The sequence below is a fragment of the Isoptericola sp. NPDC019482 genome (assembly GCF_040632295.1).
In the GTDB taxonomy this organism is placed as follows: Bacteria; Actinomycetota; Actinomycetes; order Actinomycetales; family Cellulomonadaceae; genus Isoptericola.
This window is the reverse complement of record NZ_JBEYBQ010000035.1, coordinates 1-12,226: the sequence shown is the minus strand read 5'-3', so window position 1 is coordinate 12,226 and position 12,226 is coordinate 1. Positions and strand designations below refer to the sequence as shown.

Below are 12,226 nucleotides of genomic sequence, written 5' to 3'. Positions count from 1 at the left end.
CCGTGTACCGGTCGTGACAGCCACGAGCGACGCCGCCGGCGCCCTGGACGACGTGCCCGTCGTCGACGTGCAGGTGACGCACACGAGCCGGAACGCCGAGTTCGCCGCGTTCATGGCGGCCGCCGCGGACCCGCTGCACCGCACCGCCTACCTGCTGTGCGGCGACCGGCACCGCGCGGAGGAGCTCGTGCAGCAGACGTTCGAGCGCACCTACCGGTCCTGGGGGCGGGCCCGCGAGGGCGACCCGCTCGCCTACGCGCGCCGCACCCTGGCGAACCTGCGCATCGACACCTGGCGGAGCACCCGCCGCGAGGTGCTCACCGATCACGACGGCTTCCCGGAGGGCGCCGGCCGTCCCGGGCAGGACGCGACGCGGGCGGTCGAGGAGCGCGACGCCGTCGTGCGCGCCCTGCTCCTGCTGCCGCTGCGCCAGCGGCGCGTCGTGGTGCTGCGGCACCTGGTCGGGTTGTCCGAGGAGGAGGTGTCCCGGGAGCTCGGCATCCCGAGAGGCACCGTGAAGTCCACGTCCTCGCGCGGGCTCGCCCGCTTGCGTTCCGTGCTCGACCTCGACGCCCTGGGAGGGCCACGATGACCACCGAACCGCCGCTGTCCGACGACGAGCTGGGCGCGCGGCTGCGCCGGGCCACCGCCGACGTCCCGCCGTCCACGCTCGACCTGGACGCCGTCCTGCGCGCGAGCCGGCGCAGCGCGGCCCGGCACCGCGCGGTGGTCGGCGGCGGGTGCGTCGCCGCGCTCGCCGTGGTGGGGGTGGGGCTCCCGGCGGCGCCCGGGCTCTGGCAGTCCGTGCCCCACGGGGGCACCGCCCCCGCGGGCGTCGGGACCGTGGCCGGGTGCCAGCCCTCCGACGTCGACGTCACCTGGCGTTCCGAGGCGGTGGAGCCGATCGTCCTGTGGCTGGACCGGGAGTCGCGCACGGGGCAGAAGTCGGCCGTCGATCGCCTCGTCGAGGTCGACGGGGCCGCGGCCGCGCCGCACGTGAGCGTCGAGCGACCGCGATTCCGCGAGGGCATCCTGCGCGCGGCGGAGCGCGACGCGACGAACCCGCCGCCCGACGGGGAGCGCGTGGACGAGCGCACCGAGACCGTCTTCTCGTCGGGGTCGGGGTCGGGGTCGGGGGCCGCCCGCTCCGGCGACCTGCTGGAGGGCTTCGCCGCCGCGCGGGCCGGTGCCGTCGACGCGACGAACCCGTTCGAGGAGCGGGCCACCGAGGGCACCACGCTGCACCTCGCGACGGGACGCGAGCACCTGCTGGAGGGCACGGCGGACTGCGCCGGGGAGGAGGTGGCCTTCGTGCTGAGCTACTGGGAGGCCGACGGCGACCCACGCGCCGTCCCGTGCGAGGAACCGGCGGACGACGGCATCGACGTCCTCGCGAAGCGCGAGTACTGCCCGGGCGACCTGTCCGCCGCGGAGCGCGACGTCGTCGGGCTCGACGGGAGCGACGCGTCGGTGCGGACGCTGGAGACGCTCGCGCGACAGCTGCGGCTGGCGGCAGCCGGCTGAGCCCGGCCTACTCCCCGTCCTCGCAGGCGATGCCGTTGCCGTTCGGGTCGAGCGCGCCGCGGTAGGCCGGCTGACCGTTCTGGATGGGCGCGGCGCCGGCCTGGCGGGCGGCGTTGCAGTCCAAGTAGAACCAGGCCTGGTTCTGCTGCTGTTGCTGCTGCTGTTGTTGCTGCTGCTGGTTCACCTCCTGCTGCGCCTGCTGGTCCTCGAACGCCTTCTTCTGGTTCGCGAACTCGGCCTGCTCGGCCTCGGCAGCCTTTTCGCGCTCCTTCAGCGCCGCCTCGCGCTCCTGGATGTCCTCCTTCTGGGCGCTGATGGCCTGGCGCGCCTCGTCGACCTCGTCCATGGCCTGGGCCGCGGCGGCCTCCTTGCGGTCCGCGTCCACGAGGGCCTGCGCGGCGTCCGAGCTGCGCATCATCGAGATGGACACGCCGAGGATGCACCCGAGGGCGAGGCAGGCGACGGCGACGCCGGCGACGAGCGGGCCGCCACGGCCGGCCTTCCCGCGGGACCGGCTGCGGGGGGCCGCGGCCTCGGCGGCCTCGTCGGCCGCCCGTCGCGCCGCGCGCCGGCCGTTGCTGGTACGGATCCGGTCACCGACCGTGCGCAGCGCCGCGGAGACGGTCGCGACCGCGCCGCGGTCCTCCTCGCCGTCGAGGTGGTGGCTCGGCGGCGCGGCGGCGGGGATCGACGCGGGCGGCGGGGGCGGCGGTGCGGAGACGGTGCCGACGGGAGCGCCGTAGGTCGCCGTCGGTGAGGGCAGCGGCAGCGGCGGTACCGGCGGCACCGGCGGCACCGGCGGCACCGGCGGCATGGCCGCGACGGCGGTCACGGCGGCGGCGGGCGAGGCGACGGTCGCGGGGACGGGCGCCATGACCGTCGTCGACTCGGCCGGGGTCTCCGGTCGGGTGCGGCGTGGGGTCGCGGCGTCGTCCACCCAGTACTCCCAGCCCTGGGGGGCGGGCGGCCAGGAGGGGTCGGGGACCCACCCCGCGTCGGGCCGGAACCCGAGGGGCACCTGCCACCCCGGGGGCGGGTTGAATCGCACAGCCATGACACTCCTCCGTCGTCGAGCGGGCCCCACTATGGCGGAAACCGCCTGCTCCGGTCCATGCGCGCCCGTCCATGGACCGGGGGAGAGAGCCGGCTCAGGCCCCCGGGAGGTGCTTGCGGTAGTGCGCGACGACGACCCCTGTGGACACCGCGCCGAGCGCCACGAGGACGACGAAGAGCTGCGCCGTCGTGAACGGCGGGGTGATCGCCGCCATGATCGCGGGGGTGAGGAAGCCGGCGTACGCGACGGCGTAGAACACGCCCGTGAGGCCGGCGAGATGGCGCGGCCCGGCGATGCGCTGCACCTCCAGGAGCCCTGAGGACAGGCCGATCCCCATGCCCGCGCCGCCCACGACGGCGGCCCCCACGCCCCACCAGGGCGAGCCCGACGCGACCACCAGCCCGACGCACGCCACGGCGAGCGTGAGCGCCCCCGCGGCGACGGCCAGCCCGCGCGCGGAGTCGACGGCGTCGAGCCGCTTGGCCGCGGGCTGGACGACGGCGGCGACGCCGAGCGCGACCACGGTGAGCAACGTGGCGTACGCCACGCCGAAGCCCTGCGTCTGCTCGCGCAGCAGGACGGGCGCGTACCCGTAGGTGAGCGCCGCGACCACGAAGATCCAGGGCGCGACGACGGCGACCACCCGGGTGAACCGGCGGTGCCCCGCCGGGGGCACCCGCAGCCCGCGCCACCACGGCCCGGCCTCGCCGCCGAACGCGTTCGACTCCGGCGTGCGGAGCACGACCAGGAGGAACGGCGCCGTGACGACCAGGTGCACCACGAACGGCAGCACCTCGGGCCACGGGCCCCACTGCGCCAGCGCGCCCGCGACGAGCGCGCCCACCCCCGACCCGAGCGTGAACGCGAGCGACGCACGGCGGGCGCCCGAGCCGGCGTCCGCGGTCCGGTCGTACGGGACCTGCGAGAGCTCCTTGATCCAGCTGGTGCCGACCGAGGTCGCCGTCCCGACCGTGATCCCGGCGAGCAGGCGGCCCACGTAGATCGGGACCGGGCCGAGCGCGCCGAACGCCAGCACCGCGCTGGCGGCCATGCCGATCACGGTGCCCGCGAGCATCACCGGGCGGCGGCCGTACCGGTCGGAGAGGGTCCCGGCGACGAGCAGCGCGGGCGCGAGGCCGAGCACGTACACCCCGAGGAACGCGTTGACGGTGGCGTCGCCGTAGCCCTGCACCTCCTCGTACATGAGCAGCACGGGCGTGAACTGGTTGCCCGCCCACGACGAGACGAACAGCGCGGCGAACGCGCCGAGCCACGGGCGCCTCACAGGATGCCCCGGTGGCGGCGCACGTGGTCGTGCAGCAGGTCGCAGTACGCGTCGGCGTCGCCCTGCTCGACGGCGGCGAGCATCGCCTCGTGCTCGGCGAGCGCGGACGCGACCTCGTCCGCCCCGACCTGCAGGTGCTGGAACATGAGGCGCAGCTGCCGGTCGCGCAGCAGCCCCATGAACTGGATCGCCGTCTGGTTGCGCGACGCCCGCACGAGCACCCCGTGGAACGCCGAGTCGGCGACGACGAACGCCTCGAGGTCGTCCGCCGCGGCGGCGCTCCGCTGCGTGTCCAGGTGCGCTCGCAGCTCGTCGACGACGGCGACCGCGGGGCGCCCGTGCGCCAGCGCGCGGCGGGCGGTGGACCGCTCGACGGCCTCGCGCATCTCGAGCACGTCCCGCGCCTCGTCGGGCGCCATGGGTACGACGGCGGCCCCGCGCCGCGGGGCTACGGCGAGCAGCCGCTCGGCGTCGAGCCGCAGGAACGCCTCGTGCACGGGCGTGCGGCTGATGCCGAGCTCCGCCGCGACGTCGCCCTCGGACAGCAGCACGCCGCCGGCCGCCTCGCCCGAGAGGATCTTCGCCTTGGTGTGCCGGTACGCGCGCTCGGCGGCGCTGAGCGACGGGGTCGGCGGGGTGGGCGGGGGTGTCGAGGGGACGGTCACCCGGGGCAACCTACGCTTGCATCCATCTTGCATGCAAGATGACCTGCTCGAAGGGAGGGGGGAAGGGTGTCGGTCGCCGCTGGTAGACCGGGGGGCATGTTCCTCCTGGACGCGGACCGCGCCCCCGGCGAAGCCACCGTCGTGCACTCCGTGAGCGACCTGGTCGTGGCCGCCGAGTGCGAGTTCCGCCTGCTGCACCGCCTCGACGAGCTGCTCGGCCGGGTGCCGCGCTCCGACCGCGAGGCCGACGTCATGCTCGAGCGGGCGGCGGCGCTCGGCGACGCGCACGAGCGCCGGGTGCTGGACGAGTACGTGGCCCGCTTCGGGCGCTCGGGGGGCGGTGCCGGCGGCGTCGTCGAGGTCGGGGCCCCGGCGCGGCTCACGCGGGACGGTCTGGAGGCCGCGCACGGCGCGACCCTCGCGGCGATCGAGGCGGGGGCCGACGTCGTCGCGCAGGCGTCGTTCTTCGACGGCGAGCTGCACGGCCGTGCCGACTTCCTGGTCCGCGACCCGCTGGGCGACCCCGACGTCGGGCCCGGGCGCCCGGGGGAGCACGCCGGCGCCGCGCTGCCCCGGTACGCCGTCGTCGAGGCCAAGCTGGCGCGGCGGGCCAAGGTGACCGCGCTGCTGCAGCTCGCCGCGTACGCCGACCAGCTCGCCGCCGCGCACGTCGACCCGGCCGACGCCGTGCACCTCGTGCTCGGCACGCGCGTCACGAGCTCCCACCGGCTCGCCGAGCTGCTGCCGGTGTTCCGGCAGCGCCGGGACCGGCTGCGGCAGGTCGTCGCCGCGCACCGCGCCGACGACGGACCCCTCGCGTGGGGCGACGCCCGGTTCACCGCCTGCGGCCGCTGCCCGGCCTGCTCCGAGCAGGCCGCCGCGCACCGCGACGTCCTGCTCGTGGGCGGGGTCTACGAGCGCCAGCGGGCGCAGCTCGTCGCCGGGGGTATCGCGACCATCGACGAGCTCGCGAAGGCGGAGGGCCCGCCCGCCGGGATGCCGGCCCGCAGCTTCGAGCGCGTGCGCGACCAGGCGCGGCTGCAGCTCGGCCCGGGCGAGACCGGGACGGCGCCGTGGGACGAGGTGTGGGACGGGGAGGTCGGCTACGACGACCACGGGGTGCCCGCCGTCATCCGCTGGCAGCTGCCCGACACCTCCGGCGTGCGCCGGCTGCCGCCGCCCAGCCCCGGCGACGTCTTCTTCGACTTCGAGGGCGACCCGCTGTGGTCCGACCCGCAGGGCGAGCAGTGGGGCCAGCAGACCGGGATCGACTACCTGTTCGGGCTGGTGGAGCGCCCCGACGCCGAGGGCGGGGCCCCGCCGTTCCGTGCCTTCTGGGCCCACGACCTGGCCCAGGAGCGGCAGGCCCTCGTCGACTTCGTGGACTACCTGACCGAGCGCCGCCGCACCTACCCGGACCTGCACGTGTACCACTACGCGTCGTACGAGCGGGTGCACCTGCTGTCCATCGCCGCCCGCCACGGCGTCTACGAGGAGGAGGTGGACCAGCTGCTGCGCGACGGCGTGCTGGTGGACCTGTACGCCGTCGTGCGGTCGTCGCTGCGCATCTCCGACCGGTCCAAGTCGATCAAGAAGCTCGAGCCGCTCTACATGGGCGACGACCTGCGGTCGGGAGACGTCACGACCGGCGCGGCGTCCATCGTCGCGTACGCCGAGTACACGGCGCTGCGCGAGGCGGGCCGGCACGACGAGGCCGACGCCCTCCTGCGCGACATCGCCGACTACAACCGGTACGACTGCGTCTCCACGCTGCGCCTCCTCGACTGGCTGCGCTCCGCCGCCGGCGTCGTCGACGCCCGCGAGGGCGCCCAGGCCGCGGTACCGGACGCCGCCGCCCGCGTCGAGGAGGACGGCGCCGCGACGGCCGAGGAGTCGCCCCGGCAGGCGGCGGCACGGGAGGCGCGCGAGCGGCGGCTGGCCCTGGAGTCCGCGGTGCGCGAGCGGGTCGGCGAGGACCGCGGCGCCCGGGACGACGAGGCGCAGGCGCTCGCGATGATCGGCGCGTCGCTGGGGTACTGGCGGCGGGAGGGCAAGCCGTTCTGGCACGAGCACTACTCGCGGCTCGAGCTGCCGCCGGACGAGTGGCAGGGCCGCCGGAACACGTTTCACGTGGAACGTGCGGCCGTCGTCCAGGACTGGCTCGTCGAGGACGGCCGGCGCGCGCCGGCGCGGGTGCTGGAGCTGGTCGGCCGGCTGTCGGAGGGCTCGGAGCTCGGCATCGGAGCCGTGCCGTTCGTCCTCTACGACGACCCGGCGCCCGACGCCGTGACCGTGCCGGCGAACGCGGTGCGCGGCTTCCACGGCGGCGCGACGATCGTCGACGCGGTGCGTCGGGAGACGGACGCGGGGGAGCGGGACGTGCTCGTGCTCCGCGAGCAGGTGCGCGTCGGGGCGGAGACCTTCGACGCGCTGCCGATGGCGCTCACCCCGTCCAGCGGCCCGCGCGCCGACCCGCAGGAGCAGGCGCTCGAGGACGTGGCGGGGCGCGCCCTGGCCGCCTGGGACGCCGACCGTGCGCTGCCCGACGGGCCGGCCGCGGACCTGCTGCGCCGCCGCCCGCCGCGCCTGACGTCGGGCGGCCCGCTGCCGGACGTCGTGGGCGACGACTTCACCGCCGCGGTCCTCGACGCGACCCGCGACCTCGACCGGTCGTACCTCGCGGTGCAGGGCCCGCCCGGCACCGGCAAGACGCACGTCGGCTCGCACGTGATCGCCGCGCTGGTCGCGGAGGGCTGGCGCGTCGGGGTGGTCGCGCAGTCGCACGCCGCCGTCGAGAACATGCTGCGGGCCGTGGTGGAGAAGGCCGGCGTGGCCGCCGACCGGGTGGCCAGGAAGCGGCCGGCCGACGGCGCCCCGCACGCTTCCTCGAGCGCGGTCTGCGCGGAGCTGTCGGGGGACGACCTGGCCGAGTTCTCCCGCCGCGGCCCCGGCGTCGTCGGCGGCACGGCCTGGGACTTCGCCCATCCGGGCCGCTGGCCGGACGACGGCCTCGACCTGCTGGTCGTGGACGAGGCGGGGCAGTTCTCGCTCGCGTCCACGATCGCGGTGTCGCGGTCCGCGCGGCGCCTGCTGCTCCTGGGCGACCCGCAGCAGCTGCCGCAGGTCAGCCGCGGGCGCCACCCCGAGCCGGTGGACCGGTCCGCCCTCGGGTGGCTCGCGGACGGCCGCGACGTGCTGCCGCCGGGGCTCGGCTACTTCCTGGCGCGGTCGTGGCGGATGCACCCGGCGCTCTGCGAGGCGGTGTCCCAGCTCGCGTACGAGGGACGGCTGCAGGCCCACGAGACCGCGGCCGCGCGCCGGCTCGACGGCGTGGCCCCCGGGGTGCACCACGTGCCGGTGCGGCACGAGGGCCGCGGCGTCGCCTCGCCCGAGGAGGCGCAGGAGGTGGCGGCGCAGGCGGCCGCCGTCGTCGGGCGGGCCTGGACGCCGAGCCCCGGGCGGCCCCCGCGCCCGCTGGAGCCGCGCGACGTCGTCGTCCTCGCCGCCTACAACGCCCAGGTCTGGGCGGTGCGGCGCGCGCTCGACGACGCAGGCCTCCACGGCGTCCGGGTCGGCACGGTCGACCGGTTCCAGGGCGCCGAGGCGCCGGTCGCGATCGTCACGCTCGCCGCGTCGTCGCCCCACGACGTGCCCCGCGGCACCGGGTTCCTGCTGTCCCGGCACCGGATCAACGTCGCGGTCTCGCGGGGGCAGTGGTGCGCGATCGTCGTGCGCTCGCCCGAGCTCACCGACTACCTGCCGCACACCCCCGAGGGACTCGGGCGCCTCGGCGCCTTCCTCGGGCTGTGCGCGCGGGCGGTCTAGAAGCCGCCGAAGTCGCCGCCCCCGAAGTCGCCGCCGAAGTCGCCGAACCCGCCCATGTCGCCGCCGCCGTCGTAGCCGGGGTCCGCGCCCGCGGCCTCGGTGGACCCGGCGTCCGCGCCCGCGTCGCCCCCGGCGTCGGCTCCGGCCTCGCCACCCTCGGACCCGGCGTCGCCGGCGAAGTCCTGCGACGGGTCGCCGAAGGCCGGGCCGAAGAGGGCGTTCGCCACCGCGGACCCGATGACGACGCCCGCGACGGTGCCGAGCAGGCTGGAGCCGACCATCGACCCGAAGCCGGGGCCGCGCGCGCCGCCCCGCCCGCGGAACGACCGCTCCAGCGTGCCGGGGTTGCGCATCTCGGCGCGGGTGGCCATGCGCGCGAGGGACTGCGGGTCGTCGGAGGTGGGCCGCTCGTTCGCGGGGAGGCCCGAGCCGACCTCGTCGAGCACGCGGCGTCGCTGCTCGGGCGTCAGGCGGGCGAACGCCTCGGCGTGCGCCTGCTCGACGGCGTCCGGCGGGGCGGTGCGCAGCAGGTAGCGGTAGCGCTCGACGGCCACCTCGTCGGGGTCGCGGTGCGCGGCGGGGACGCCGGCGCCGGGCCGCCCGGCGGGCTGCTCGCCGGGGTACGGCGCGTAGCCGTGCTTACCCGGGGCCTCACCGGTGCCCGGCCGGGCGTCGTCGGGCCGGCCGGGCACGCCGTGGTAGGAGCGCTCGTCGGGCGTTCTGCCGAGAAGTCGGTCGAGGAATCCCATGACGGTCCAACGACCACCGGGACGCGTCCGTTCCCGGGAACGGCGACGGCCCGCACCCCGACGAGCGGGGTGCGGGCCGTACGACTCACACAGCCGGCGTCAGCCGGCCGGGAGCGAGATCAGAGCGGGCGGACGTTCTCCGCCTGCGGGCCCTTCGGGCCCTGCGTGACGTCGAACTCCACACGCTGCTCCTCGTCCAGGGACCGGTAGCCCTGGGACTGGATCGCGGAGAAGTGGACGAACACGTCGGCCGAGCCGTCCTCGGGGGCGATGAAGCCGTAGCCCTTCTCGCTGTTGAACCACTTCACGGTTCCGGTGGCCATGCTTACTCCTTCAAGAGGTGTCGACGACCTCGACCGTCGAGATCGCGCATCACGGTGAATCGTCGTCAACTCTTGAGACCAAGGTCCGCCGGGAGTCCGCGTCGTTCCTTCCGACGCGTTCGCCGTGGCGCGGACGGGGACCGTCCGGATCGAGCGAGGCACTGCAACGGGCACAACGGTACGCGAGCGCGAGCACGCGCACCAGTGTTGCCGCACCGGCTGTCCACAGGGTGGTCACGCCGGTGGACGCGGGGTCGGCGGGTGCGGATACAAAGGAGTCATGACCACTTCCCCCGTCCCTGCCCTGCCCCTCACCGACGGCGTCGAGATCCCCCAGGTCGGCCTCGGCGTGTTCCAGGTGCCCGACGACGGCACGCAGGCCAACGTCGAGCAGGCGCTCGAGCTCGGCTACCGCCACGTCGACACCGCCGCCGGCTACTACAACGAGGCCGGCGTCGGTGCCGCGCTGCGGGCGTCGGGCCTCCCGCGCGAGGACGTCTTCGTCACGACCAAGCTCCGCAACGGCGACCAGGGGTACGAGCAGGCGCTGCGTGCCTTCGACGACTCGCGCCGCGCGCTCGGCGTCGACCAGGTGGACCTGTACCTGATCCACTGGCCGGTGCCGAGCAAGGACCTGTACGTCGAGACGTGGCGGGCGTTCGAGAAGCTCCTCGCCGACGGGGCGGTGCAGGCGATCGGTGTGTCGAACTTCCTGGTCGAGCACCTGGACCGGCTGGTCGCCGAGACCGACGTGGTGCCCGCCGTGAACCAGATCGAGGTGCACCCGACGTTCCAGCAGACCGCGCTGCAGCGACGGTGCCGTGAGCTCGGCATCGTCGTCGAGGCGTACTCGCCGCTCGGCCGCGGGGCCGACCTGGACGCACCTGCCGTCGTGGCGGCGGCCACGGAGCTCGGTGTGACGCCCGCGCAGGTCGTGCTGCGGTGGGCCGTGCAGCAGGGGCGGGTCGTCATCCCCAAGTCGCTGTCGGCCGCGCGGCAGGCCACCAACCTGGACGTGTTCTCGTTCGAGCTGTCGGCCGCGCAGGTGGCGTCGATCGACGCCCTGGAGGCCGGCGTGGAGGGTCGCACGGGCGCGGACCCGGCCACCGCGTCGTTCACGCAGTTCCGGTCCTGACGGGGGTGGGCGAGGGCCGAGTGTGACGCAGGTAACAGGTTCGTCACGATCTGCAGGGAGTGACCCGCGCGACACGTCGGCGACATACAGTCTCGCTACGTTCAGCGGCACTGAATGCGGTGTTGAGCCGCGAATGTCCTACCTCCAAAAGGGGAACAGCATGATCCGACGCACCACCGCCGCCAAGGGCATCGCCCTCGCGGCAGTCCTCAGCCTCGGCCTCGCAGCATGCGCCTCGTCAGACGGCGGGGGCGACGAGGGAGAGGGCGGCGGCTCGACCGAGCCGCTGAAGATCGGCACGATCCTCCCCGTCACGGGCACGCTCGCCTTCCTCGGCCCGCCGGAGATCGCCGGCGTCGGCCTGGCGATCGACGACATCAACGCCGCGGGGGGCGTCCTCGGCAACGACGTGGGCGTCGAGTGGGGCGACTCCGGCGACAGCACCGACCTCAACGTCGCGAAGAGCACGGCCACCGACCTGATCGGCAAGGGCGTCTCCGTCGTCATCGGCGCGGCGTCCTCGGCCGTCTCGCTCGGTGTGGTCGACCAGTTCGAGGAGGCCGGGGTCATGCAGATCTCGCCCGCGAACACCGCGGCCGACCTGTCGGGCTACGGCGACTTCTTCGCCCGCACGGCGCCGCCGGACACCGTCCAGGGGCCGGCGCACGCCGACCTCATCATGGGCGACGGCCACTGCAAGGTGGGCTTCCTCGTGCAGAACGAGGCCTACGGCAACGGCCTGCGCGACTACGTCCAGGAGGCACTCGAGGCCGGCGGCTGCGAGGCCGTCTACGGCGGTAACGGCGAGGGCCACGAGTTCGCCCCCGGCGAGACGAACTTCGGCGCACAGGTGACCGACCTGCTCGCGCAGAAGCCCGACGCCATCTCGATCATCGCGTTCGAGGAGACGACCGCCATCGTCAACGAGCTCGTCTCGCAGGGCTGGAAGTTCGACGGCACCACGTACTTCGTCGACGGCAACCTGTCCAACTACGGCGACGACTTCGACAAGGGCACCCTCGAGGGCGTCCAGGGCACGCTGCCCGGCGCGCAGGCCGACGAGGCCTTCCGTGAGCAGCTCAAGACCTGGTACACGGAGAACGAGAGCGGCGAGCTCAACGACTTCTCGTACTCCGCCGAGTCGTACGACGCCGTCGTCCTCGCCGCGCTCGCGGCGATCAAGGGCAACGGCACGGACGGCGAGACGATCTCGAAGAACCTCCGTGCGGTGTCGGGTGCCGACGGCGGCACCGAGGTGACGACCTTCGAGGAGGGCGTCAAGGCGCTCGAGGCCGGAGACGACATCAACTACGTCGGCAAGTCCGGCATCGGGCCGCTCAACGAGTCGAACGACCCGACGTCGGCCTTCATCGGCATCTACAAGTACGGCGCCGACAACACCTACACCTACCAGCGGCAGATCGAGGGCAAGATCGAGGAGTGATCCTCGCTCGCTGACCTCGGTCACCACGACGGCCCGGACGCTCGCGCAGAGCGGTCGGGCCGTCGTCGTGTGGGGGGCGCTACCGCGCTGCCTAGGTTGTACCCGTGGTGCCGAGGTAGTACCGCGTGGGCCGAGGTAGTACGGCGGTCTCAACCGGTCATCGCAACACCGGGTTGGTCAGGTGGTCGAGAGTAGCTCGGCGAGTTTCTCGGCGGGGGTTGC

Annotated in this window: 10 protein-coding genes; 5 read left to right on the top strand and 5 right to left on the bottom strand. The window is 74.9% G+C overall.

Features of this window, described 5'->3' with window-relative positions; translation table 11 throughout:
• Positions 1 to 13 precede the first annotated feature (13 nt).
• Positions 14 to 592 (top strand): SigE family RNA polymerase sigma factor, encoded by a 579-nt coding sequence (locus tag ABZ493_RS18095; protein ID WP_430583513.1) that lies wholly within the window; start codon positions 14 to 16, stop codon positions 590 to 592.
• A complete protein-coding gene (locus ABZ493_RS18090) occupies positions 589 to 1,524 on the top strand; it encodes a hypothetical protein (RefSeq protein WP_430583512.1) in 936 nt (311 codons plus the stop codon). Before ABZ493_RS18095 ends, ABZ493_RS18090 begins: the two co-directional genes overlap by 4 nt.
• Before the next feature lie 7 nt (positions 1,525 to 1,531).
• Here the strand turns inward: ABZ493_RS18090 and ABZ493_RS18085 are convergent, their stop codons facing one another.
• The 3 genes from ABZ493_RS18085 to ABZ493_RS18075 form a co-directional block, all read right to left on the bottom strand.
• A complete protein-coding gene (locus ABZ493_RS18085; protein ID WP_430583511.1) occupies positions 1,532 to 2,578 on the bottom strand; it encodes an excalibur calcium-binding domain-containing protein in 1,047 nt (348 codons plus the stop codon).
• Positions 2,579 to 2,672: 94 nt separating this feature from the next.
• Positions 2,673 to 3,863, bottom strand: a complete 1,191-nt coding sequence (locus ABZ493_RS18080; protein WP_430583510.1) for an MFS transporter — start codon at positions 3,861 to 3,863, stop codon at positions 2,673 to 2,675.
• Complete coding sequence (locus ABZ493_RS18075) at positions 3,860 to 4,528, bottom strand: GntR family transcriptional regulator (RefSeq protein WP_430583509.1); 669 nt, start codon at positions 4,526 to 4,528, stop codon at positions 3,860 to 3,862. The genes ABZ493_RS18080 and ABZ493_RS18075 overlap by 4 nt, the downstream gene beginning before the upstream one ends.
• Positions 4,529 to 4,624: 96 nt before the next feature.
• On the opposite strand from ABZ493_RS18075, the gene ABZ493_RS18070 reads away from it, so the two are divergent.
• The gene (locus tag ABZ493_RS18070) at positions 4,625 to 8,353 is read left to right on the top strand and encodes a TM0106 family RecB-like putative nuclease (RefSeq protein ID WP_430583508.1); all 3,729 of its coding nucleotides are present in this window, start codon (positions 4,625 to 4,627) and stop codon (positions 8,351 to 8,353) included.
• Here the strand turns inward: ABZ493_RS18070 and ABZ493_RS18065 are convergent.
• Together ABZ493_RS18065 and ABZ493_RS18060 are read right to left on the bottom strand one after the other, a co-directional pair.
• A complete protein-coding gene (locus tag ABZ493_RS18065) occupies positions 8,350 to 9,102 on the bottom strand; it encodes a hypothetical protein (RefSeq protein ID WP_430583507.1) in 753 nt (250 codons plus the stop codon). The genes ABZ493_RS18070 and ABZ493_RS18065 overlap by 4 nt on opposite strands.
• 119 nt (positions 9,103 to 9,221) lie before the next feature.
• The gene (locus ABZ493_RS18060; RefSeq protein WP_079576569.1) at positions 9,222 to 9,425 is read right to left on the bottom strand and encodes a transcription antiterminator/RNA stability regulator CspE; all 204 of its coding nucleotides are present in this window, start codon (positions 9,423 to 9,425) and stop codon (positions 9,222 to 9,224) included.
• 280 nt (positions 9,426 to 9,705) lie between these two features.
• Here ABZ493_RS18060 and ABZ493_RS18055 point away from each other — a divergent pair, with 280 nt between their 5' ends.
• Positions 9,706 to 10,560: an aldo/keto reductase gene (locus ABZ493_RS18055; protein WP_430583506.1), complete on the top strand. Its 855-nt coding sequence runs from the start codon at positions 9,706 to 9,708 to the stop codon at positions 10,558 to 10,560.
• A 160-nt stretch (positions 10,561 to 10,720) separates the two neighbouring features.
• Complete coding sequence (locus tag ABZ493_RS18050; protein ID WP_430583505.1) at positions 10,721 to 12,004, top strand: ABC transporter substrate-binding protein; 1,284 nt, start codon at positions 10,721 to 10,723, stop codon at positions 12,002 to 12,004.
• Positions 12,005 to 12,226 lie beyond the last annotated feature (222 nt).

Coding starts and splice junctions, on each gene's coding strand:
- ABZ493_RS18085 (WP_430583511.1), bottom strand. CDS start 2,578: ATGGCTGTGCGATTCAACCCGCCCCCGGGGTGGCAGGTGCCCCTCGGG.
- ABZ493_RS18070 (WP_430583508.1), top strand. CDS start 4,625: ATGTTCCTCCTGGACGCGGACCGCGCCCCCGGCGAAGCCACCGTCGTG.
- ABZ493_RS18055 (WP_430583506.1), top strand. CDS start 9,706: ATGACCACTTCCCCCGTCCCTGCCCTGCCCCTCACCGACGGCGTCGAG.
- ABZ493_RS18060 (WP_079576569.1), bottom strand. CDS start 9,425: ATGGCCACCGGAACCGTGAAGTGGTTCAACAGCGAGAAGGGCTACGGC.
- ABZ493_RS18065 (WP_430583507.1), bottom strand. CDS start 9,102: ATGGGATTCCTCGACCGACTTCTCGGCAGAACGCCCGACGAGCGCTCC.
- ABZ493_RS18050 (WP_430583505.1), top strand. CDS start 10,721: ATGATCCGACGCACCACCGCCGCCAAGGGCATCGCCCTCGCGGCAGTC.
- ABZ493_RS18090 (WP_430583512.1), top strand. CDS start 589: ATGACCACCGAACCGCCGCTGTCCGACGACGAGCTGGGCGCGCGGCTG.